Below are 21,810 nucleotides of genomic sequence, written 5' to 3' on the forward strand. Positions count from 1 at the left end.
TCCTGAAGATACTTGCCCGTCCGGGGCGGGGCCGTCTACATGGACGACGACCGGACCGAGGCGAACCGTCGGAACTGGGACGAGCGCGTGGCCGTCCACCCCGGGACCGACTACTACGACGTGGACGGGTTCCTCGACGGAGCGTCGAGTCTCTACGCGCTCGAACGCGACGAACTCGCGGACGTGGTCGACGAGGAGACAGAGTTGCTCCACCTCATGTGTCACTTCGGGCTGGACACGCTGTCGTGGGCGCGGACCTGCCGGTCGGTCGTCGGCGTGGACTTCTCCCCGGCGGCGGTCGAGAAGGCGACCGACCTGGCCGAGACGGCGGGACTGGACGACCGGGCGGAGTTCGTCGAGGGCAACGTCCTCGACGTTGACCTCGGCCGGCAGTTCGACGTGGTCTTCAACACGTTCGGCGTCCTCGGCTGGCTCGAAGACGTCGAGGCGTGGGCCGACACCGTCGCCCGGCACCTCCGGCCCGGCGGGACCTTCTACTTCGCCGACGTCCACCCGGTCGCAGGCTGTTTCACCCACGTCGACGCCGACGGCGCGTCCTTCGGGGGGTGGAGCTTCTCCTACTTCCGCGAGGAACCGATGCGCTTCGACGTCGGCGGGAGCTACGCCGACCCGGACGCCGAGTTCGAACACACCGAGCAGTACGAGTACCAGCACACGCTGGGCGAGGCGGTGTCGGCGCTCGCGTCCCGTGACCTCGACATCGAGTTCCTCCACGAGTTCCCGTGGGCGGACTTCGAACTGTACGACGGTATGGAGGAAGGCGACGACGGACGATGGTGGCTTCCCGAGGACGTCCCGGTCGAGCTACCGCTGACGGTCTCGTTGCGGGCGCAGAAACGGGCGTAGGCGGGGGTCGCGTCAGTCGTCCGCCGGCGACCGCGACGGCGACGCGGGGACCTCTATCTCGCCCGCGTCGAGTTCGGCCTCGACCTGGCGGGTCGCCTCGACGAGGTTCGCCATCTTCTGGAAGGCGACCTCGCGCGGGAGCAGTTTCAGCCCGCAGTCGGGCGAGACGACGAGGCGCCCCGGCGGGACGACCTCGAGCCCCTTCCGGACGTTCTCCTTTATCTCCTCGACCGACTCCACCTCGGCGACGTGGGCGTCGACGACGCCGAGGGCGAGGTCCTTCGTGAACTCGTCCTCGATGAAGACGTCGAGCTGCTCGTAGTCGCCGTTGGCGAGTTCGAGGTCGAACTCGTGGACGGGGTACTCCAGTATCTCGGGGTAGATGCGGGAGTAGTCGCCGTAGCAGACGTGCAGGCCGAGGCGGACGTCGTCGGGGATGCCCGTGGCGATGCGTTCGAGACACTCGCCGACGATGGCGTGGTCGTCCGGCGTCGTCGCCAGTGCCGGTTCGTCGATCTGGATGTACCGGGCGCCGGCGTCGACCAGTTTCTCTATCTCCTCGTTGACGAGGTCCGCGAGGTCGTAGGCGAGGGCCTCCTCGTCCTCGTAGGCCTCGTTGAACGACCAGTTGGCGAGCGTGTACGGACCGGTAATCGGGACCTTGACCGGTTTCTCGGCCACGCTGGCGGTGAACTCGTACTCGTCGACCAGCCAGGACTCGTCGTACTCCACCTCGCTGACGACGCTCGGCTTGTCGAAGTAGTTGTGTCCCCACACCTTGACGGGGCCGTTGAACTCGTAGCCCTCGATACGGTGGGCGAAGAACTCGACCATCTCGTTGCGGCGCATCTCGCCGTCGACGACGACGTCGAGGCCGGCGCGCTCGTGCTCGTCGGTGATGAGGCGGGAGGCGTCGTCGGTGGCCTCCTGCCAGTTCTCCTCGTCGAAGTCGGCCGTCTCGTCCTCGTACAGGTCCTTCGCGCGGTTCAGCCACTTCGGCTTGGGGTAGCTCCCGACGACGGTCGTCAGGATGAAGTGGTCGTTCGGGTGGTCGTCGGGTCTGAACTGGTCTTTGTTCACGTTGCTCATGCTTTCACCTCCGAGTCCGCGAGGGCGACGGCATCGGCGGTCGCCTGTAGTTTCGCCTCGAACTTGCCGTACGGCAGGTAGAACGTCTCCGTGTTGGTCGTCACGTAGGCGGTGTCGAACTCCGCGACCGGCAGGTTGTCGAACACCCAGTCGACGCGGTCATGGACCGCCTCGGGTTCCTCGACGAGCGTGTTCTGCCCGTCGAGCAGACCGAGCGAGATGTCGTCTTTCGTCCCGTACTCCTGCAGGTTGTAGATGTTCTGCTCGTGGTCGGAGACGAAGTCGTAACCGACGGCGTCGACGTCCGCGTCGAGCAGGTAGGCGTGAACCGTCTCGTCGAGTGCGCCCCAGTACGGCTGGACGACCACGTCGGCGTCGACGGTGCTCGCGACCGTGTCGATGGCCTCCGGGAGTTCGGCGTCCAGGCCGTCGGCCGGCGAGTTCTCGACGAGCGAGGGTTCGAGGAGGAACAGCGTCTCCACGTCGGGGAAGGCGTCGGCCTCGCCCGCGAGGAACTCGGCGACCGCGTGGAGGAACGCAGTCTCGTCGCCGTAGTACTCGTCGGTCGCGAGGTCGGCGAGGGAGTACGGCCCCGGGAGGACGGCCTGCAGGTCGTCGGTCAGGTCGGCGGCCGCCTCGAGTTCGGCGGCGACGTCGCCGTCGAAGTCGAGTTCGTCCTGGACGACCGGTTCGCGGTAGAAGTTGTTGTTGTCGTAGTACCGGACGATGCCGCGGGTATCGACCGAGTCGTGAACCGCCAGCGGATGGGCGAGCATGTCGTCCCACCGGACCTGTCCCTCGACCACGCGGTCGAGTCCGGCGTCCTGCTGCGCTTCGACGACCTCCGCCCGTGCCCTGTCGTACGCCTCGGCTACCTCCGGGTCGTCGTCGCCGGAGACGAGGTCGTGCTTCTGGTGTCCTTTGAGGTCGGAGAGTTCCGACTTCGCCCAGTCCGGGAGGGGGAACAGTCCGGGTGTCGTCGCGAGGAGTTCTGTCATGTACCCCTGGCTTGGCTATGCGACTGTTTAATATTTACGAACCATACAAATGCGTAGTGGTAATCTCACCGGGTGAGTTTGAGGACCGTCAACGTCTCGAAGGGGAACGACTCGTCACGGAGTGCGACGGCGCTGAACCCGTTGGCTGCGGCGCGGTCGACCACTTCGTCGACGCCGGTCAGCGACGAGACGAGCAGGTAGACGACCCCGCCCGGGGCCAGCACCCGCCCCACGTCGTCGAGGAACGGGTCGACCACCGCCCGTCCGTCCTCGCCGCCGGTCAGTGCGACCTCCATCCAGTCGTCGCGGGCGGCGTCGTCGTCGGCCGGCAGGTACGGCGGGTTGAACACCACGGCGTCGAACGACCCGTCTCGAAACGGCGTGAGGAGGTCCGCCCGGACCGTCTCGACGCCGCGCTCGCGGGCCTGTGCACAGGCGTGGGGGTTCACGTCGCTGGCGACGACGCGGGCGTCGGTCTCGGCCTGCAGCGTCTCGGCGACGTAGCCCGAACCCGTACCGACCTCGAGGACCAGTCCACCGTCGACGTCCTCGGCCGCCGCCGTCGCCAGCAGGTGGGAATCCTCCGCTGGCTGGTACACCTCGGTCTCGACGTCGCGTCGGGTGGCGAGGTGCTCGACCATCTACTCGTCACCACCCTGCGGGTGATGACCGCCGCTGGCCCGCGCCTCGGCGAGGTCCACCGTCCGTCGCGTCGCATCCGCCGACCGGTTCGAGAGCGTGCGCTGGGGGAACGGGATGTCGATGCCCTCGTCCTCGAAGGCGTCCTTGAGCGCGGTGACGACGGCCGTGCGCGCACGCCACTTCCGACGTGCGCTCGGCTTGTCGATCCAGAACCGGACGCCGAGGACGACCGCCGAGTCGTCGAAGCGCTTGGCGACGACCTGTGGCGTCGGCACGCCGAGTAACGCGTCCAGGTCCTCGACCGCCTCGTCGGCTATCTCGACCGCCCGTTCGAGGTCGACGTCGTAGTCGACCCCGACCTCGACCTCGATTCTGAGCCGACCCTTGCGGGACCGGTTCGTGATGCGCTCGCTGCTGACGACGTCGTTGGGAATCATCACGTACTCGCCGTCGAACGTCTGGATGGCCGTGTTGAAGACGGAGATGTCCGTGACGATGCCCTCCGCGTCGCCGACCTCTATCCAGTCGCCGATCTCGAACGGGCGCGAGACCATCAGGACGAACCCGGCGAGGACGGCCCCGAGGGTCTGTCTCGCCGCCATCCCGACGACGATACCGGCGAACCCCGCGCCGACGAGCAGGCCGGTCAACCTGACCTCCCAGACCCCGAGGACGACGATGGCCGCGCCGGTCCAGAGCACCACCTGCGAGAGTCGGAACGTCAGTCGGCGCTGGTGGTCGGAGAACGCCTCCGTCGTCGAGAGATAGTCCTGCAGGACCCTGCTGACGAGTCGGGAGGCGATGTGGGTCAGGAGGACGATGACGACGGCGATGAGCACCTTCTCCGTGTCGCCTACGCGCAGCGGTAACTGCCGCATCGCGACGGCGACCTCGTCTGCCATCTGCCAGACGCCGACGACGACGGCGGACGAGAGCAGGACGGTCGTGCCGATGATGACCACCGTCAGCAGGTCCGCGACGGTGTTCCCGAACTGGTCCCGGAGTTCGTCCTGGACGCGGTTCGTCACGAGACTGATGGTCGCGAGCAAGACCACCGCCGAGAGGGTGACGAGGACGCGAAGGACGGGACTCTCGACGAAGCCGGAGAGGTCGTTCACCGCCTGGACGACCTGTGGTATCCACTCCTGCGTGGTCTGTAGGCTGGCGACGACGTCGACGGCCGAGTGGACCGACCCGCTGTGACTACTCATCGCCCGCATCACGGCCGACTGCTGCGGCCAGCGCTGCGAGTTCGGCGAACGCCGCTGGTGGCAGGTTCCCCGCCCGCTTGCCCATGCGCTCCTCGTCGGCAGCCTCGACTACCGCGTCGGCGTCGTCCAGTCCCGAGATGTGGGCCGTGTTCCGGATGGCGTTCCGCATCGTCTTGCGGCGCTGGGTGAACACGGCCTTCACGAAGTCGAGGAAGAAGTCCTCGTCATCGACCTCGTAGTCGGGGTCACGCGGGGTGCACCGGACGACCGCGCTATCGACGGCTGGAGGCGGCGAGAACGCCTCCTTCGGGACGGTCTCGACGATCTCCACGTCGGCGTAGTGCTGTGCGCTCACCGAGAGTCGGCCGTACTCGCTCGTGCCAGCCTCGCCGACCATCCGCTCGGCGAACTCCAGCTGGAACATGAGCACCAGCGGTCGCTCCAGGGGCAACAGCCGGAAGGCTATCTGGCTGGAGACGCCGTAGGGCAGGTTCGAGACCGACGCCGTGAACGCCGGCAAATCGACGTCGAGCGCGTCGCCCTCGACGACAGTCAGCCGCCCGTCTTCGATCTCCTCGTGGAACTCCTCGCGGAGGAACGCCGCGAGGGCCGGGTCGCGCTCGACCGCGGTGACGCGTTCGCTCGCAGCGAGCAACCGGTCGGTCAGCGCGCCGTTGCCGGCTCCGATCTCGAGGACGTGGTCGCGGTCTGCCGTCTCCGGCAGGTACGACGGGAGTCGGTCGAGGACGCGGTCGTCAACCAGAAAGTGCTGGTCACGGTCGGGGTCGCCACGGACCCCCGCACGCGACAGCAGTCCGTCGGGGTCTCTCATCGATTAGCCCGCCGTACGAGTTCGGCAGGGAAAAAGTCGCCTACTCGTCGGTCCGCCCGACGAAAGCCTTGTACTTCAGGTCCTCGTCCCGGAGTTCCTCGAGGATGCGCTCGACGAGGACGCCCTGCGGATCGTGCAGGCCGGCCACGCGCTCCTCCAGGTCCTCGAAGTCGTCGAACGGTTTCCGCTTTCGCTCGTCGAGGATGGAGTTCCTGAGTTTCTTCCCGATACCCGGCAGGAGGTTCAACTGGTGCAGTCGGAGCGTGATGGGTTGCGCATCGTTGTAGAACGAGACGAACTGGCCTTCGTCGCGTTCGACGATGTCCGCGACGACGTACTCCAGTTCCGACTGGGCACCCGAGGAGAGGTCCTCGTACTCGACGGTGCGCACGCGACCGACGTTCTCCCCGGGCGGGTCGACGCTCACCTCGTCGTCGATGCCTACCTCGGGCGTGTCGTCGAATATCACCTCGTACAGGCCGAAGTCGCGGGTTCCGAGCGCGTACGCGAGCGGTTCCCTGTCGTAGCCGGGACGGCCATCGCTCGAACGGCCGTTCGGGAAGATGTCCAAAACGACGGCGCGCACCGCCTGCTCCTCGTCGACCTCGGAATCGCTCATGCTAGTGGGATGATAGGGGAAGCGCGTATTTAAAAGATGGCGACGCCCCGTCAACGTCGGGCGACCCCGTCGGTCGAGTCCTCAGACGTACTTCGCGACGACGTTGAGTATCTCGTCCAGTTCGTCCCCGTCGAGGGAGTAGCGCTCCTGTGCGTACAGTGCGCGAAGCTCGGTCCGGTCCTGCGGGAGCAGGTTGGCTATCTTGTAGGCCGTCGGTTCGTCGACCTTCTCCAGTTCCTGCAGTTCCTCGACGAGGTCCTGGGCCTCGTCCACGTCGAGCACCGCGAAGCGGTTGACGTGCTCGATGGCGCGGGCCAACTCGTAGCGCATCTCCCGGTCCTCGTCGAGGGCGCGCTCCTCCTCGATGTCGGCGAGTAGCTCCTTCGCCTTGGAGACGGTGAGGTATTCCTCTTCGAGCTTTTCTTTGAATATCGTCATGCCTTACTGCTGTGCCTTCAGGTGGGCGGGTGCGGCGATGAGCGTCTTCTCCTTGCCGCCGTCGGTGATCTTGACCTTGAACGCCCGGCCCTGTTTGCCGACGACTTCGCCGGTCTGCCCGTCGAAACGGGGGTGGTAGCGACCCTTGGGGACCGAGGGGTCTATCTTCAGGTGGACCTTCTGGCCCTCCTCGTAGTCCTGGATCGCTCGCTGCGGCGGCGAGGTGCCGCGGTCGCGCGGGTGGTTCTGCAGCTTGTGCCGTGTCTTCTTGAGGGGTCCGTTCGAGTTGGGCATAGTCGTACGACCCTCTTGTCTCGTCGCCATTATAAATCGCACGTTGTTCGATTGCCGAATCCGGCGCTCGTGGGGGTCGAACCCTCGAACTGGCCCACTACGGCCGAATCCATCGGACCGTCGGGCCGGACGACGGACCCCGTCACTCGCCGGCCGTGCGACGGGAAGTCGACCAAGAACCCCCGACGAGACGGCGAGACGGCGAGACGGCGAACACAAGAGTAACCAGTGCGGGCGACGATGCCCCTCCATGGACGACGACGAGGACTTCCGCATCGAGACGCGTTCCATCCACGCGGGCCAGGAACCCGACGAGGAGACGGGTGCGCTCATGACGCCCATCTACGCCAACTCGACGTACAAGCAGGACGCCCCCGGCGAACACCGCGGCTACGAGTACTCCCGGACCGCGAACCCGACGCGGACCGACCTCGAGGCGAACCTCGCCAGCCTCGAAGGCGGGTCGTACGGTCGCTGTTTCTCCTCGGGGATGGGGTCGATAAACACGGTCCTGAACCTGCTCTCGGCCGGCGACCACGTCGTCACCGGCGAGGACGTCTACGGTGGCACCCACCGCATCTTCACGCAGGTCTACGAGGACTACGACCTGGATTTCAGTTTCGTCGACATGACCGACCTCGACGCCATCGAGGCGGCGATGCGTGAGACCACCGAACTCCTCTGGCTTGAGACGCCGACGAACCCCCTCATGTCCATCGTCGACATCGAGGGCGCGGCGGCGGTCGCACACGACCACGACGCGCTCTGTGCAATCGACAACACGTTCGCGACCCCGTACCTCCAGCGGCCCCTCGAACACGGGGCCGACATCGTGAGCCACTCGCTGACGAAGTACCTCGGCGGCCACTCCGACGTGGTCGGCGGTGCGCTCGTGACCGACGACGAGGCGCTCGACGAGCGCATCGGCTTCTACCAGAACTCCGTCGGGGCGACGCCCGGCCCCCACGACTGCTTCCTCGTCCTCCGCGGGACGAAGACGCTCCCGGTACGCATGGACCGCCACTGCGAGAACGCCAGCGCCATCGCGGAGTGGCTGGAGGACCACCCGTCGGTCAGTCGGGTGTACTACCCCGGACTGGCGTCACATCCCGGCCACGACGTCGCCGCCGAGCAGATGGACGACTTCGGCGGGATGCTCAGCTTCGAGGTCGACGGCACCCTCGAACAGGCGAGCACCGTCGTCAGCGAGACGGCGGTGTTCACGCTCGCGGAGAGTCTCGGTGGCGTCGAGAGCCTCATCGAACAACCGGCGGCGATGACCCACGCGGCCATCCCACGGGAAGAACGCCTGGAAGCAGGCCTCACCGACGGCCTCGTGCGTGCGAGCGTCGGCATCGAGCACGTCGACGACCTGACGGCCGACCTCCAGCAGGCCTTCGACGCGGCCGGTCTGTAACGGCCCCGACCGCCCCGCGTCGGCACAACGGCTATCCGCGTCGGCGTCGCAGGTCTCCACATGATTCCAGACGGCGTTCACACGTTCTCGTTCACCTTCGAACTGGGCGACCGCGAACTCGCGATTCACCCGGTCGCGGTCGAGACGGACCACGGACTCGTCCTGGTCGACGTCGGACTGCCCGGCGCACTCGACCGGTTCCGCGACGCACTCGACGAACGCGAGTTCTCCCTCTCGGACTGCTCGCTCGTCGTGCTGACTCACCACGACAGCGATCACGTCGCCGGACTTGCCGAGATAGAACGCGAGACGCCCGTCATCGTCACCGCCCACGCCGACGAGGCGCCGTACGTCGACGGCCGCCGCCGACCCGTGAAGATCGGCCCCGACGACGAGCGCTACCCGCCGGTGACGGTCGACCTCGAACTCTCGGGCGAGGAGACGTTCCACACCGCCGCCGGACCGATGTGGGTCGTGGAGACGCCCGGTCACTCGCCGGGACACGTCTCGCTGTACTTTCCGGACCACCAGTTCCTCGTCGCTGGCGACGCGCTGACGAACGACGGTGGCGCGGTCCCCGACGACGTGGCGGGCACGTTCGGCGGCCCCAAACCGGCCTACACGCCGAACATGGCCCGGGCCGTCGAGTCGGTCGGTCGCCTCGCCGAACTCGACGTGGAGACGGTACACTGCTACCACGGCGGGACCGCCGAGGTCGGGACCGCCGAGGTCGCGGCGGTCTACGATTCGCTACGGGCGTAGGGTCGTTCGACGACGCTCCCGGCAGTCTCGCCAGTCGGCATCGGCAGGCGATGGTCGGCAGGAGAGGAGGCCGACGCCGTTCTAGATGCGGCCGACGTTCTCGACTTCGACGGACTCGACGCCCTCGACGCCCGTGAACGCCTCCTCGACAGCTTCCGTCCCACCAGCGTCGTCGGGGACGATGACGGTCGGGAAGAGTGCGACGAGTCCGAAGGCGACGTCGTCACGCTCGACGCCGTTTATCTTCGCGCCCTCGGGGAGCGAGCTCTCGAGACGGTCCTGGAGTTCGTCCAGGTCGACGTCCGGACTGGACGGCATGACCTTGATCTTGGCGGCTACCTTCCCCATGATTACGGCCCCTCGAACCCGCAGTCCGGGCAGTTGTACAGGTTGCTCTGCTTGCGACACTTCGCACAGCGGTATATCTGCGTCCCGCAGTCCGGGCACTTGAACGCAGCAGCGTTCGTCCCGGAGATGTTGATCCCACAGGAGACGCACCGGCGTCGTGCGCGCTGTCTGGATTCGCTCATACCGACTCGTATCGTCCGCCCGGTTTTAACGGTTGTCTTTCCCGGTCACGTCGCGAGCGGGACCAGCAACACGCCCATGCAGTACACCCGCCGCGTCCGGAGTCTGACGGGGACGAGTCCGACGAGGGTCGCAGTTCCGAGCAGCACGAGTCCGGCCGGTCCGGCGAACGCGACGGAGAGGACGACCAGGAGCGCCAGTGCGACGAGCGAGAGTCGACGTGGGTCGGCCCGACCGACCGTCGCGAGGTAGCGGTCGCCGATGGTGACGACGAGAACGGTGCCGGCCGCACCCGCGACGACCACGACCGCGAGTGCGACCGACAGCGACGGCACGCCGCCGGCCCGGTCGACGGCGACCAGGACGCCCGTCCTGGGTGACCCCAGTTCGACCAGCGCGAACAGGGCGAACGTCGCGTTGGCCGTGTTGACGCCGCTCGTCGCGACGACGTAGGCGCGGTCACCGGCGCCGCCCGGGAGGCAAGCAAGTGCCGCGGTCGCTGCGATGGCGCTGGAGACACCGGGCAGGTAGCCGACCGCGCCGCCCGCGAGCGCGCCGGTTCCGGTCGCCACGCCGACGCGCCGACGGGCCACGAGCAGTCGTGCGTCGCCCTGCGGCGGGACGCCGCCGCCGTCCATCGCGTCGATGAGGACCGGCGCACCGAACAGGCCGGCGAACAGCGGCGTGAGTACGCTCGCCGGGAATGGCGCGGCGGGGTCCATCGGGAGTGCGACCGCACCGAGTCCGCCCGCCAGCGCGAGGACCGCGATGCCGGCGACGCGCGCCCTCCACGACGGTTCGACCCAGAGCATGAGCACGACGACGCCGGCGAGGACGAGCGGGAGGTGTGCGAGTAGCGCCGGATACGCCGCCCTCATCGCCGCCGTCACCGGGACGGCGAGCGGGAGCGACAGGGCGAGCGCGCCGGCACTCCCTACCGCGGACAGGCGAACCGCCTCCCTCCCCCGGCCGCCGAGGACCAGTCGGTGACCGGGGAGCGCCGACGCGGCCATCGCCGCGTCGGGAACGCCGAGCGCCAGTGCCGGCACCGCGTCGAGGAACGTGTGTACCACGCCGGCGGCCAGCATCGCGCCGACGATGCACTCGGGCGGTGCCGACACCGATGGCGCCACCGCCGCGAGCAGCAGTGCGAAGTTGTTCGCGTGGAGGCCCGGCGTCAATCCGCTGGCCGTCCCGAGCGCCACGCCAGCCGTCACGTACCCGAGCAGTCGGAGGTCCGTGGCTGAGGCGGCGGCGATGAGCGCGTCCATCGCTCACTCTGGATGCGGCTTCTGATTTGAACGGTCGGGTGCCACGGTCGACGCTGGCCAGCGTGGCCGGACGTCACGTGCGCGATGCGACTCCCCGGTCCCGGTTCGTCGAAAGAAAGTCGGTTCGTGTCGCGTGTGACGCGCGAGGCTTCAGCCGAAGAGGCCGCCGAGGCCCTCGGCGCCTTCCTCGGACACTTCCTCTTCGTCCTCGTCTTCGTCGTCGTCCGTCGTGTCCGGCACGCCGGAGACTTCCTCTTCCTCTTCCTCGCCACCCTCCTCGGCAGCGGCGGCACCGGCGGCGGCGCCACCGGCGGGGACGGCGGCCGCCTCGGCGACGGCCTCGTCGATGTCGACGTCCTCGAGGGCCGCGACGAGGGCCTTGACGCGGGATTCCTCCACGTCGACGCCTGCGGATTCGAGGACCGCGGTGATGTTCTCTTCGTTGATCTCTTCGCCCGATTCGTTCAGGATGAGTGCTGCGTAAACGTACTCCATGGGTGATTATCCGAACATGTTGCCGAGTCCAGCCGCGCCCTCCTCTTCGTCGTCGTCGCCTTCGTCTTCGTCTTCGTCGGCGGCTTCGGTCTCGGTAGTGTCTTGGTCGTCAGTCGATACGTCTTCGCTCTCGGTCTCCGCTTTCCCGGTGGCCGCAGGCGCTTCGATGTCCTGCAGTTCCTCCGGGAGCGCCTCGGTGTCCTCGAACTGGGCCGCGAGGGCACGGACCTGACCGTCGGCCTTGCGGACGAGGTCGTCTGCGAGGTCCGGGCTCTCGACGGCGGCGTTCAGGCCCAGGCTCTTGGCTTCGCCGGTCGCCTTGGCGACCAGCGTCGGCAGGGTCTGGGTCGTCGGGTAGACGGCGTTGACGGAGAGGTTCCGTCCACGCGCGGCGGCGGTCGCCACGTCGCTCCGGTAGGCGTCCACGTCGATGTCGAGGTCCTCGGGGTCGAACACGACGCCCTCGGAGTAGACGGCGCGGAGGTCGAGTCCGACCTCCTTCGGCTCGATGCCGAGTTCGCCCAGCACGTTCGCGAGGGCGTCGGAGACTTCCTCGCCCGCGCTCAGTACCTTCGAGTCCTCCGTGACGTGGATGGACCCGTCCTGGATGCGTGCCGCCGCACCGACCTGCTGGAGTTCGCCGACGAACGGACCCGGGTCGACGCCGGTGTCACCCTCGGGGATGACGATGTCGTTCGGCGCGACCTCGCCCGCGCTGATGGGTGCCGGCGTCTTCGACGCCTCGAGCACCTTGAACAGTGCGAACGGGTTGTCGTCGGTGGTGATGAAGCCGACCTGGCCCGAGACGTGCTCGGAGAGGACTTCGATGCCCTCGTCGACGTCGTCGAGCGCACGCTTGAGCAGCGTGTTTCGGCTCATCCGGAGCTTCGTCTCCGGGTAGAGGTCAGCACGCATCGCCTGCAGCTGTCGGCTCGGGATTCCCTGCACGTTGACGATGCCGACGCTCTCGAAGGACTCGATCATCTCGACGAGTTCGTCGACCTCCTCTTCTTTCCACTGCGGCAGGTTCTCCGTCTTGCGTTCGGCTTCTGCGCTCATATCAGGCGCTCACCTCCACGGACGGCCCCATCGTCGTCTTCACGTAGATGGAGTCGATGTTCAGCGGACCCTTCTCGAGGTTCGCCTCCAGCCGCCGGATGATGACGTCGATGTTGTCGGCGATCTCGTCCGCACTCATGTCCTCTGCGCCGACACGAGTGTGGAAGGTACGCCGGTCACGGCTCCGGAGCTGGACTGTGTTCTTCATGCGGTTGACCGTCTCCACGACGTCCTCGTCGAGGCCGAGCGGTGTCGGCATCTTCCCCCGCGGACCGAGGATGGTCCCGAGGTGACGAGCGACGTCCTGCATCATGTCTTCTTGCGCGATGAAGAAGTCGGTCTCGTCGGCGAGGTCCTTCGCGGTGTCGTCGTCGCCGCCCAGGTCTGCCAGTTCGTCGCCACTGAATACGTTGTCAGCGACGTCTTCGGCGCGAAGGGCGGTTTCGCCCTCGGCGAAGACTACGATCTGGGTCTCCTGACCGGTTCCGGACGGCAACACGACGGACTCGTCGACGCGGTTCGACGGTTCGTTGAGGTCGAGGTCGCGCAGGTTGATCGCGAGGTCGACCGTTTCGCGGAAGTTCCGCTCCGGTCGGTCCTCGAGTGCGCGAGAGACTGCTGTGACTATGTCCTGGTCTGCCATCGTTCACCTCCGTAGTACGCGTAGTGCTCCTACGGGTCAGTGAAACAGGCGGAGGCCTGTCTCGATTGGGCGGAGGCCCAGTAGAAACTTAAAGCCGTCGAAGTACGCACCTTCCGCTCGCCCCGCCCTGCTCGTCGTCCCCGCCCGACGCGTCGACTCACGCCGCGGAACCGCGGCGTCAGGTGTCGAGAGGAGTCAGCAGAAGACGGTCGCCCCGGTGAAGACGGGCGAGCAACCGGTTCGGTCTCGATTTTCGAGCGGTCGCCTCGTCGGTGCCTGCTTACGCTGCCGCTTCCTCGGCGAACTCGTCGTCGTACTCGCCGGCGTCCATCCGCTCTTTGAACTCGCGGGGGTTCTCGCCCTCGATGGTGACGCCCAGCGAGGTGCAGGTGCCGACGACCTCCTTCGCGGCGTTCTGCAGGTCGTACGAGAGCAGGTCGGACTGCTTCTGCTTGGCGATCTTCTTGACCTGCTCGACGGTGAGGTCGGCGACGAAGTTCTCCTGGGGTTCGCCGCTCCCGGTGTCGAAGCCGGCCTCGTCCTTGATGAGCGCCGCCGTCGGCGGGACGCCGACCTCGATGGTGAAGCTCCCGTCGTCCTCGTACTCGACGGTGACGGGAACCTCCATCCCGTCGAACGCCTCGGTCTGTTCGTTGATCTCGTTGACGACTGCCTGCACGTCGACGGGTGTCGGTCCGAGCTCCGGACCGAGCGGCGGGCCAGGATTGGCCTCGCCACCCGGAACGAGCACTTCGATAGTTCCAGCCATGTCTCACAGAACCCTCGCGCCGGTTTTAACCCTTACTTTTCGGAGCCGTGTACTTTCCCGGTCGTCGCCGGCGTGTCACTCGCTCCCGTCCCCGTCGCTGGGTGCCACCGCGTCCGCCCGCCACTCGGCGTAGACGTCCAGTACGTCGTCCTCGTCGAACCGTTCGATGCAGGGGACGTCGTACGGATGGGCGTCCCGGACGGCCGCGACCAGGTCGTCGTACGCGTCCTCGGTCGTCTTCGCGAGCAGTATCTCCTCGGCGTCGTCGACGACGGCGTCCTCCCAGCGGTACGTCGACCGGCAGCGGACCCGGTTGACGCAGGCCGCGAGGCGTCGCTCGACGAGCGTGTCGGCCAGGTTCGAGGCGGCGTCGGGCGGGGCCGTGACGTAGACTGTGACCATGTCGGACCGTCGGCTGGGCAGGTAAAAAACGTCGGCGGACCCGGCAGGTGGCGGACGGGGTCGGCGGCCGGTTCAACCGTCGCTGCCGTCGACCTCGAAGAGGGAGGCAGGCCCCGTCGGCACGTCGCCGTACAGCGCGTCACAGCCATCGCGGTAGAACGAGAGTTCGCCGTCGCCGTGGGGGCTCTGGATGCCGACGCCGCCGTCCCGGGAGCCGTCGGGGGCCTCGTCGACGTCGGCACAACCGGTCGTCTCCCAGACGAACGTCTCGGACTCGCCCGACCCGAGTTCGGCGTCTATCTCGTACCGTTCCTCCCACCTGCCGATGTCCTCGAAGACGCCACCGCGTCCGTCGGGGAGTTCGTACGTGCCGTCGACCAGCGTCTCGCCGTCCAGTTCCACGACGACCGAGAGGACCCTGGGTTCGTCGTCGTAGTTCGCGAGGACCAGGTCGTGTTCACCGTTCCAGTCCCGTTCCGTTCCGGTGTCGGTCCCGCGTCCGTCGGCGGCGAGTCTGCCGAGACACCCCGACAGAGACGCCGAGACGGTAGCTCCGGTCGTCAGGAGGGCGCGTCGTCGCATACCCAGCCATGGGCACGGGTGTCACAGAGCCGTTCCCCAGACTGAAACGGCCTTTCCACCGGTTCACGCCGCCCTCAGGCGTCCTCGAAGGGGTTGAACGTCCCGTTGATGTCCCACTCGTGGATGCAGAGGGGTTCGCCGACCTCCTCGACGCGCCACGAATCGAGGTCGTCGTCCCAGCGCTCGTGTCGCCCGCACCGCTCGCACGTCCGGGCGGTGGGTTGCTTCAGTCGCGTCATGGCAGTACGTCGGTCGCCGAGGTACAAAAGCACACGCGCCCGCGGCAGGATTCCCCACGCCGAGTGCCCCCGCGACCACCCGACTTCGACAGACGGCGAGGGTGCCACCGGTACACCTTAGACGAACCCGGGCGTTGCCTCGGGTGTCATGGTGAAACTCGTCAACCTCCTCGTCCGACAGGACGACCTGAGCCACGAGGAGTTCGTTGAGTACTGGTACGACGAACACGTCCCGCTGGCGAAGGAGCTCCCGCACGCGACGAAGTACGAGACGAGCGTCCCGGTCGACCCCGACCGGAGCGAGTACGACGGCGTCGTCGAACTCTACTTCGAGGACATGGGGGACCTGAAGGCGGCGTTCGACTCAGAGGTCGGCCAGGAGGTGATGGAGGACCTCGCCAACTTCGCGAAACCCGACGAGGGGCCGACACTGTACCTCGACGAGACGGTCCAGATGGGCGAAGACGTATGAACACGGCCGCACGCGTCGTCGAGACGCTTCGTGCGCTCGGCACGGAGTACGTCTTCGGCTACCCGGGCGGCCGCGTCATCGAGGTGTTCGAGGAACTCGCGGACTCGGACGTCGAGGTCGTCCGCCCGCGCGACGAGCGCGAGGCGAGCGTGATGGCCGAGGCCTACGGTCGCATGACGGGCACGCCGGGCGTCCTCGCGGGGCAGGGCCCGTGGGTCGGGAGCCTCGGGAACATGGGCCAGATGGAGGCCCGACTCGCCTCGTCGCCGATGGTCGCCATCACCGAGGCGTCCGAACGCGGCGAGTACTCGACGCTCGCGCCGTACCAGCAGTCTCGCGGCGACTACGGCGGACTGGCGCTCCCGAAGATTCTCGACGGGGTCACCAAGGAGTGGTGGTTCCCCCGCACGCCGACGGAGACGGTCAGGTCCACGCAACTGGCGTTCAAGCACGCGACGGCCGGCCGACCCGGTCCGACCGCCGTCATCCTGGACGGCGACGCCGTCTCCGAGGAGTTCCCCGAGGACTCCATCCCGCCGGTGTGGGACGACCGGCGTCAGGTTCGTAACTGGACGGCCCAGCCGACCGACGAGGACGTCTCCGACGCCGTCGATGCGCTCCAGTCGGCCGACCGGCCCGTCGTCGTCGCGGGCAACGGCGTCCACGCTGCCGACGCCTACGACGAACTGGAGGCGGTGGCCGAGGCGTACGACGCCGTCGTCGCCACGTCGTACCTCGGGAAGTCGACGTTCCCGGAGACGCACGAACGGGCGGCAGGCGTCATCGGGTCGTTCGGCCACGAGGGTGCGAACCAGGTCGTCTCGGAGGCCGACGTCCTGCTCGTCGTCGGTTGTCGCATGAACCCGATGGACACCAACTGGCAGGCCGCCTCGTTCATCAGACCCGACGAACAGACCATCGTCCACGCCGATATCGACACCAGGAACGCCGGCTGGGTCTACCCCGCCGACGTCGGCCTCGTCGGCGACGCCGCCGAATCCCTCGCCGACCTCGCCGTCGAGGGGAGCAGCGCGAACGACTGGGCGCTGGACCGCGCCGCCGAGGCGCGGGCGGACTTCGACGCACCGGAATGCGAGTCCGACGACGCGCCCATCCTGCCCCAGCGGGCCTGCAAGGCCATCCAGCACGTCGTCGACGAGGACACCGTCGTCACGGCCGACTCCGGCAACAACCGGTTCTGGCTGCTGAACTACCTCCAGACGCCCGACACGGGGACCTACTACGGGTCCGGCGGCGTCGGCGGGATGGGCTGGGCCGCACCGGCCGCCGTCACCGCCGCACTGCTCGGCAAGGACGCCATCGCCGTCGCGGGCGACGGCGGGTTCACGATGACGATGACCGCCGTCGAGACGGCCGTCGACCGGGGCGTCGCCCCGACGTTCGTCGTCCTCAACGACACCTCCCTGGGCATGGTCCGCCAGATGGACGACTCCATCCCGGGCGTCGAGTTCCACGACACCGACTTCGCGACGGTCGCCGAGGCGTTCGGTGGCGAGGGACACCGGGTCGTCGACCCCGCCGACCTCGAACCGACGCTGGAAGCCGCGAAGGCGAACGACGTGCCGACCGTCGTCGACGTGCGCATCGACCGCGAACCGGACATGGCCGAGACGCTCCAGTCCTCGTTCTACGCCGAGGTCGGCGGCCTGCACGAGTGACTGCTCGACGACTGGCGCTTTCGAGTCACCGACCTACCTCCCGTGGTCCACAAGGCACTTGACCTATCAGCTGCTCGATTGGACGATGAACGTCCGCACCCTGGTCGGTTCGACTCTCGTCATCGTCGGAATTCTCTGGATCGGCTTCTGGGCCGGTTCGACGGGTGACCCCTACCACGCCTACGTCCACACTGGCCACCAGCACGTGTACTACGAGGCCAGCACCGTCGAAGCGCGTGGTCCACTGGATTCCCCGTCGACCCAGTCCGACCTCGTCGAGACACACACCGCCTGGCTCGACGAACGGGGAATCGACCATCCGACCGTCCTGTCCGAAGCGGACGTCCGGTCCGACCAGCGATGGCTCGCCGAAACCGCGGCGGACGATGGGTCCGTCGCTATCAACGATTCCTACCGGGACGGGGCGGCGTCCCTGGCGGCGACCGACGTCGTGACCGTCGGTGGAGACTGGTACCGGACGGCACTGTCGAACGACACGCTTCGCTTCGACCGCACCAGGTTCACCAGCGTGGCGGCTTCTCTCGCGATATCACCGTCCACACTCCCCGACGACGACAGACGGACCGTCGAGCGCGTCCAGCGGGCCGAGGACCGAGTGCTGCTGTCCGACCCTGCGCTCCCGTCGCAGTTGCTCGTGCACGAGGACGGTTCGACCGTCCGCATCGGTCGACGCTTCTGTCACGATTGCGGGTTCGGCGGGATGGGCCAGACGCTCGCGACCGGGACGGCACTCGTCGGTCTCGGCCCGGTCGCCGTCGGTGGCTTTCTCCTCGTCTCCGGGTTGGTACGGGGACCGACCACAGGGGCCGAAACGTAGTCGACCGCTCGAAACGCAGCGGTCACGAACCGGGCCGGTGCGAACGCCCTCCAGACGGCGCTGTACCGGTACGAGAACCTTTTTCGGGACTCTCGATGAACGTCAGGTCGATGGCACAGAACACGGTACTCGTCACAGGTGGCACCGGTTTCATCGGGTCGTACGTGGCCCGGGACCTCGTCGACCACGGCCACGACGTCGTCGCCTACGACCTCTCGACGGACCCGCGAATCCTCGAGAAACTCGGCATCGCCGACGACGTCGAGATCCGACGCGGTGACGTGAGCGACCCCACAGACGTTGTCCGGGCGGTCAAGGAGACCGGGACGACCCACGTCGTCCACCTCGCGGCACTGCTGACGACCACGGCCGAGGCGAACCCCCGGGCGGCGATGCAGGTCAACGTCGAGGGGACGAACAACGTCTTCGAGGCGGCCCGAACCCTCGACGACCAGGTCGAACGCGTCGCCTGGGCCTCCTCGGCGGCGGTCTACGCCCCACCTGCGAACTACGACGACGGCGGCGACTGGTGGGTCACCGAGGACGACCTGGTCTACCCCGACACGCTCTACGGCGCGACCAAGGAGTACAACGAACACCAGGCCCGCGTCTACAACGAGGAGTTCGGCGTCGACCACGTCGCCATCCGGCCGACGGTCGCCTACGGCCCCTACCGCGAAACCGGCGGGAGCGCGTTCCTCGCCAACATCGTCGAGAAACCCGCCGTCGGCGAGTCCTTCGCCGTCGAGTACGGCGACCAGGAGATCGACTGGCAACACGTCGAGGACATCGCCCAGGCGTTCCGCCTCGCCGCCTTCACACCAGAGGAGGACCTCTCCCAGCGCGTCTACAACGTCCGCGGCGAACTCGCCACCATCCGCGAAGCCGCCGACACCGTCCAGCGAATCATCCCCGACGCCGACATCGACGTCAGCGACGACGGCGAACTCCCCTGGACCCAGCGCCTGGACATGACCGCCTTTCAGGACGACACCGGCTACCAGGTCCAGTACGACCTCGAATCCGGCTTCCAAGCCTACATCGACGTGCTGCGGGAGGAAGCCGGACTCGAACCGCTCTGAGCCACGGCGTTGCTTCCGGCACAGGACCGACCGGGGAGGCGGCGTCTCTCACTGTCTCGCGACGGTTCGCGTCGGCGGCGTCGAACCCGTACTCGACCACGCCCGGACCGGAACCGCCCAGCCTCGTGGTGTCACCCATCGCGTTGGCTCCCCCGAATCGAATCCATTCGGTCATAACGACCAATACCCCCCGCCGAGAACCGCCGCACTGACGGAAATGGTAGCAGGATTAGACTTTGGAACGGACCGGCTCCTGGTCGCACGGGGCGACGACGACGACCCGGTGACGACGTCCGAACCCGCGGTGGTGGCCGCGGTCGATGGGAACGCGCTGGCCGACGCTGGATTCGACGCCGACGACCTGGTGCAGTTCGAACGCGCCGGGACGACGTACGTCGTCGGCACGGATGCCGAACGGGTGGCGGCAGTGACGGGCGCGACGGTCGAACCGATGCTGGAACGGGACGTGCTCAGGGCGGGCGAGCACTACGCCGACGCGCTGGCCGCCCTCGTCGCGGCGACGCCCGGTGGTGACGTCGGAGGCGAACAGGCGTGCTTCACGACGCCGGGGACGGTACGGGACGCGGCCCTGCCGACGGACGCCCACCGGTCGGACGTCGCCGCCCTCCTCGACGGCGGGGGGTTCGACGCTACACCGGTCAGCACCGGCCTGGCCGTGCTGTACGACGCGCTCGACCCCGGGACGTACACCGGCCTCGGCGTGGCGGTCCGGTCGACGACGACCTGCGTCGCACTGGCGTACTACGGCGTGCCGGTGGTCGCCTTCTCGCTCGCCACCGGTACCGACGACCTGGTCGAACGCGCGGCACGAGAGTCGGGCGCGTCGGCTGAAGAGGCGCGCGACGCGCTCTCGTCGTTCGCGCTCGGACTCGACACCGCGTCCGGTGGCGTCGAAGGTGCACTCGGCGAGGCCTACGACGAACTCGTCTCGGACGTGCTCACACACCTCGAACGCGAGGCCGACGACGGCGACGTTCGCTCGGGCGTCTCGGCACCGGTCGTCGTCGCCGGTGCGGGCGCCGTTCCGGGACTGGACCTCCTGCTCGGGGGTCGCCTCGACGACGCCGCCATCCCCATCTCGGTCTCGGACGTGACGCGCCCCGGAGACCCGGCGGACGCGCCCGTCCGGGGCGCACTCGCTGCGGCGGCGGCCGACGTGGACGCCTACGACGCGGTCACGTGGTCCGAAACCGGGGGGACCGACGACACGGACGCCGGCAGGACCGGCGTCGACGACGTCGGAGGGAGACCCACCGGTCGACAGAGCAGCCTCACTGCGATGTCGGCGACCACGGGTGCCGAGACTCACGGCGGTGCCGCCGACGGTGGCACGGCGGACCGGGCCATCGACCAGATGTTCGAACGGCTCGGCCAGCGCGACGACGAACTCGACGAGGTGCAGGCCGACGTGACCGCCCTCGCGGACCGCCTCGGCGACCTGCAGGACGCACTCGGCGAACTGGACGCGCGGGCGGCCGACGACGCGGACGTCGAGACCCTGCAGGAGGCGGTCGACGGCGTCGCCGCCGACCTGTCGGACCTGACGGCGACGGTCGACGACCTCACGGGCGACCTGTCGGACCTCGCCGACGACGTGGCTGCGCTCGACGACCGGGCGGTCGACGTGGCGGCGCACGAGGAACTCGCGACGCGCGTCGCGGACCTGGAGGCCGACGTCGACGCCGCGACGGCGACGATAGCGACCGTCGAGACCGAGGTCGACTCGGTGCAGAGAGCCGTCGAGGACCTGTCCGACGACCTCGACGCGACGCGGACCCGGCTCTTGGACCGTGTGAACGAGACGGACGAGGGACTGGCCGACGTGACCGACCAGGTCGAGGACCTCGCGGCGACGACGGCCGACGCGGACGCACTCGCCTCGACCGCCCAGGACCTCGGGGCGCTACGCGACCACGTGAACGACCTCGACGACCGGGCGGCGACGACCGACGAGGTGCAGGCTCTCGACGCCGACGTCCGAGACCTCGAGGAGCGCGCCGATGCGGCTCTCGAACTGGGGGACGACGCGACCGACCGACTGGACGCACACGCCGACCGCCTCGGCGCTGTCGAGGACGTTGCCGAGGCGGCGTCGACGACGTCGAACAGGGTGGACGACGTGGCGGCGAGCGTCGAGACGGTCGCGGACCGGGTCGGGTCGGTCGATAGTCGCGTGGACGCCGTCGACCAGCGACTCGACGTCGTCGCGGACGCATCGGCGCGAGTCGACGACCTCGCGGAGACCGTCGCAGAACTGGAGGCCCGAGTCGAGGTCGTCCGCGAGGCGGCAGCTCGGGACGACGGGTCCGACCTCGATGCCCGCGTGGACGAGGTCGCCGCCGACGTCGACGGCGTACGAGACGACGTCGAGCACCTTCGAGACGCCGTCGAGGCGACCGGGGCGGTCGGAGAGAGACTGGTCGCCGGCCTCGCCGGTGGGGCCGTCGTCGCCGGACTGCTCGTACTGGCCCAGACCGCAGGCTCGCCGACGCTCGTCGGTGGCGGTGGGCTCGTCGTCGGACTCGCGTTCGCCGGGGTCCTCTGGGCGGGGCAGTAGGAGC

At 68.1% G+C, this 21,810-nt stretch carries 26 protein-coding genes; 8 read left to right on the plus strand and 18 right to left on the minus strand.

The genetic code is table 11. From position 1 onward, the window contains the following. The first annotated feature begins 39 nt into the window (after positions 1-39). The gene (locus tag ACSC1W_RS20255; protein WP_435349628.1) at positions 40-867 is read left to right on the plus strand and encodes a class I SAM-dependent methyltransferase; all 828 of its coding nucleotides are present in this window, start codon (positions 40-42) and stop codon (positions 865-867) included. Positions 868-879: 12 nt separating this feature from the next. Here ACSC1W_RS20255 and ACSC1W_RS20260 read toward each other — a convergent pair whose 3' ends face one another. From ACSC1W_RS20260 to ACSC1W_RS20295, 8 genes are all read right to left on the minus strand, one after another. Further along, positions 880-1,956: a methionine synthase gene (locus ACSC1W_RS20260; protein ID WP_435349630.1), complete on the minus strand. Its 1,077-nt coding sequence runs from the start codon at positions 1,954-1,956 to the stop codon at positions 880-882. Continuing rightward, complete coding sequence (locus ACSC1W_RS20265; protein WP_435349631.1) at positions 1,953-2,954, minus strand: 5-methyltetrahydropteroyltriglutamate--homocysteine methyltransferase; 1,002 nt, start codon at positions 2,952-2,954, stop codon at positions 1,953-1,955. Before ACSC1W_RS20265 ends, ACSC1W_RS20260 begins: the two co-directional genes overlap by 4 nt. Before the next feature lie 65 nt (positions 2,955-3,019). After that, on the minus strand, positions 3,020-3,595 hold the full coding sequence (locus tag ACSC1W_RS20270) for a HemK2/MTQ2 family protein methyltransferase (RefSeq protein ID WP_435349633.1): 576 nt from the start codon (positions 3,593-3,595) through the stop codon (positions 3,020-3,022). Next, on the minus strand, positions 3,596-4,807 hold the full coding sequence (locus ACSC1W_RS20275) for a mechanosensitive ion channel family protein (protein ID WP_435349634.1): 1,212 nt from the start codon (positions 4,805-4,807) through the stop codon (positions 3,596-3,598). Continuing rightward, the gene (locus ACSC1W_RS20280; protein ID WP_435349636.1) at positions 4,800-5,639 is read right to left on the minus strand and encodes a 16S ribosomal RNA methyltransferase A; all 840 of its coding nucleotides are present in this window, start codon (positions 5,637-5,639) and stop codon (positions 4,800-4,802) included. The genes ACSC1W_RS20275 and ACSC1W_RS20280 overlap by 8 nt, the downstream gene beginning before the upstream one ends. Positions 5,640-5,679: 40 nt before the next feature. Further along, positions 5,680-6,258 (minus strand): DUF655 domain-containing protein, encoded by a 579-nt coding sequence (locus ACSC1W_RS20285; protein WP_435349637.1) that lies wholly within the window; start codon positions 6,256-6,258, stop codon positions 5,680-5,682. Between the two features lie 81 nt (positions 6,259-6,339). Then, complete coding sequence (locus tag ACSC1W_RS20290) at positions 6,340-6,696, minus strand: RNA polymerase Rpb4 family protein (RefSeq protein ID WP_435349639.1); 357 nt, start codon at positions 6,694-6,696, stop codon at positions 6,340-6,342. Between the two features lie 3 nt (positions 6,697-6,699). Then, positions 6,700-6,990, minus strand: a complete 291-nt coding sequence (locus ACSC1W_RS20295) for a 50S ribosomal protein L21e (protein WP_435349640.1) — start codon at positions 6,988-6,990, stop codon at positions 6,700-6,702. Positions 6,991-7,240: 250 nt separating this feature from the next. Here ACSC1W_RS20295 and ACSC1W_RS20300 point away from each other — a divergent pair, with 250 nt between their 5' ends. Then, entirely contained in the window at positions 7,241-8,407 is a 1,167-nt protein-coding gene (locus ACSC1W_RS20300; RefSeq protein WP_435349642.1) for a cystathionine gamma-synthase, read from the plus strand. A 60-nt stretch (positions 8,408-8,467) separates the two neighbouring features. Further along, a complete protein-coding gene (locus tag ACSC1W_RS20305; protein ID WP_435349644.1) occupies positions 8,468-9,169 on the plus strand; it encodes an MBL fold metallo-hydrolase in 702 nt (233 codons plus the stop codon). Positions 9,170-9,250: 81 nt separating this feature from the next. On the opposite strand, the gene ACSC1W_RS20310 is transcribed toward ACSC1W_RS20305, so the two are convergent. The 10 genes from ACSC1W_RS20310 to ACSC1W_RS20355 form a co-directional block, all read right to left on the minus strand. Beyond that, positions 9,251-9,517 (minus strand): elongation factor 1-beta, encoded by a 267-nt coding sequence (locus tag ACSC1W_RS20310; protein WP_435349645.1) that lies wholly within the window; start codon positions 9,515-9,517, stop codon positions 9,251-9,253. Positions 9,518-9,519: 2 nt separating this feature from the next. After that, on the minus strand, positions 9,520-9,699 hold the full coding sequence (locus ACSC1W_RS20315) for an HVO_2753 family zinc finger protein (RefSeq protein ID WP_435349646.1): 180 nt from the start codon (positions 9,697-9,699) through the stop codon (positions 9,520-9,522). A 45-nt stretch (positions 9,700-9,744) separates the two neighbouring features. Further along, entirely contained in the window at positions 9,745-10,968 is a 1,224-nt protein-coding gene (locus ACSC1W_RS20320; protein WP_435349648.1) for a tripartite tricarboxylate transporter permease, read from the minus strand. Positions 10,969-11,118: 150 nt separating this feature from the next. Then, a complete protein-coding gene (gene rpl12p / locus ACSC1W_RS20325) occupies positions 11,119-11,463 on the minus strand; it encodes a 50S ribosomal protein P1 (RefSeq protein ID WP_435349649.1) in 345 nt (114 codons plus the stop codon). Between the two features lie 6 nt (positions 11,464-11,469). Further along, a complete protein-coding gene (locus ACSC1W_RS20330; RefSeq protein ID WP_435349651.1) occupies positions 11,470-12,522 on the minus strand; it encodes a 50S ribosomal protein L10 in 1,053 nt (350 codons plus the stop codon). Position 12,523: 1 nt separating this feature from the next. After that, positions 12,524-13,165 carry a 50S ribosomal protein L1 gene (locus tag ACSC1W_RS20335; RefSeq protein ID WP_435349653.1) on the minus strand — a complete coding sequence of 214 codons (642 nt, stop codon included), beginning with the start codon at positions 13,163-13,165 and terminating at the stop codon, positions 12,524-12,526. A gap of 280 nt (positions 13,166-13,445) precedes the next feature. After that, a complete protein-coding gene (locus tag ACSC1W_RS20340) occupies positions 13,446-13,934 on the minus strand; it encodes a 50S ribosomal protein L11 (protein ID WP_435349655.1) in 489 nt (162 codons plus the stop codon). A 75-nt stretch (positions 13,935-14,009) separates the two neighbouring features. Next, positions 14,010-14,336, minus strand: a complete 327-nt coding sequence (gene cutA / locus ACSC1W_RS20345; RefSeq protein WP_435349657.1) for a divalent-cation tolerance protein CutA — start codon at positions 14,334-14,336, stop codon at positions 14,010-14,012. 72 nt (positions 14,337-14,408) lie between these two features. Next, positions 14,409-14,918, minus strand: coding sequence for an Ig-like domain-containing protein (locus ACSC1W_RS20350; RefSeq protein WP_435349659.1), 510 nt, complete (start codon positions 14,916-14,918; stop codon positions 14,409-14,411). 74 nt (positions 14,919-14,992) lie between these two features. Further along, entirely contained in the window at positions 14,993-15,157 is a 165-nt protein-coding gene (locus ACSC1W_RS20355) for an HEWD family protein (protein WP_435349661.1), read from the minus strand. 148 nt (positions 15,158-15,305) lie between these two features. Here ACSC1W_RS20355 and ACSC1W_RS20360 point away from each other — a divergent pair, with 148 nt between their 5' ends. The 5 genes from ACSC1W_RS20360 to ACSC1W_RS20380 all read left to right on the plus strand — a co-directional run bounded on the left by ACSC1W_RS20360 (position 15,306) and on the right by ACSC1W_RS20380 (position 21,806). Next, entirely contained in the window at positions 15,306-15,629 is a 324-nt protein-coding gene (locus ACSC1W_RS20360) for an EthD family reductase (protein WP_435349663.1), read from the plus strand. Then, positions 15,626-17,308 carry a thiamine pyrophosphate-binding protein gene (locus tag ACSC1W_RS20365; RefSeq protein WP_435349665.1) on the plus strand — a complete coding sequence of 561 codons (1,683 nt, stop codon included), beginning with the start codon at positions 15,626-15,628 and terminating at the stop codon, positions 17,306-17,308. Before ACSC1W_RS20360 ends, ACSC1W_RS20365 begins: the two co-directional genes overlap by 4 nt. A gap of 85 nt (positions 17,309-17,393) precedes the next feature. After that, a complete protein-coding gene (locus ACSC1W_RS20370; protein ID WP_435349667.1) occupies positions 17,394-18,146 on the plus strand; it encodes a hypothetical protein in 753 nt (250 codons plus the stop codon). A gap of 110 nt (positions 18,147-18,256) precedes the next feature. Then, positions 18,257-19,228, plus strand: a complete 972-nt coding sequence (locus tag ACSC1W_RS20375) for an NAD-dependent epimerase/dehydratase family protein (RefSeq protein WP_435349669.1) — start codon at positions 18,257-18,259, stop codon at positions 19,226-19,228. 217 nt (positions 19,229-19,445) lie between these two features. Beyond that, entirely contained in the window at positions 19,446-21,806 is a 2,361-nt protein-coding gene (locus ACSC1W_RS20380) for a disk-shape morphogenesis protein volactin (protein WP_435349670.1), read from the plus strand. Positions 21,807-21,810 lie beyond the last annotated feature (4 nt).

The sequence above is a fragment of the Haloarchaeobius marinus genome (genome assembly GCF_051207415.1).
Taxonomy (GTDB): domain Archaea; phylum Halobacteriota; class Halobacteria; order Halobacteriales; family Natrialbaceae; genus Haloarchaeobius.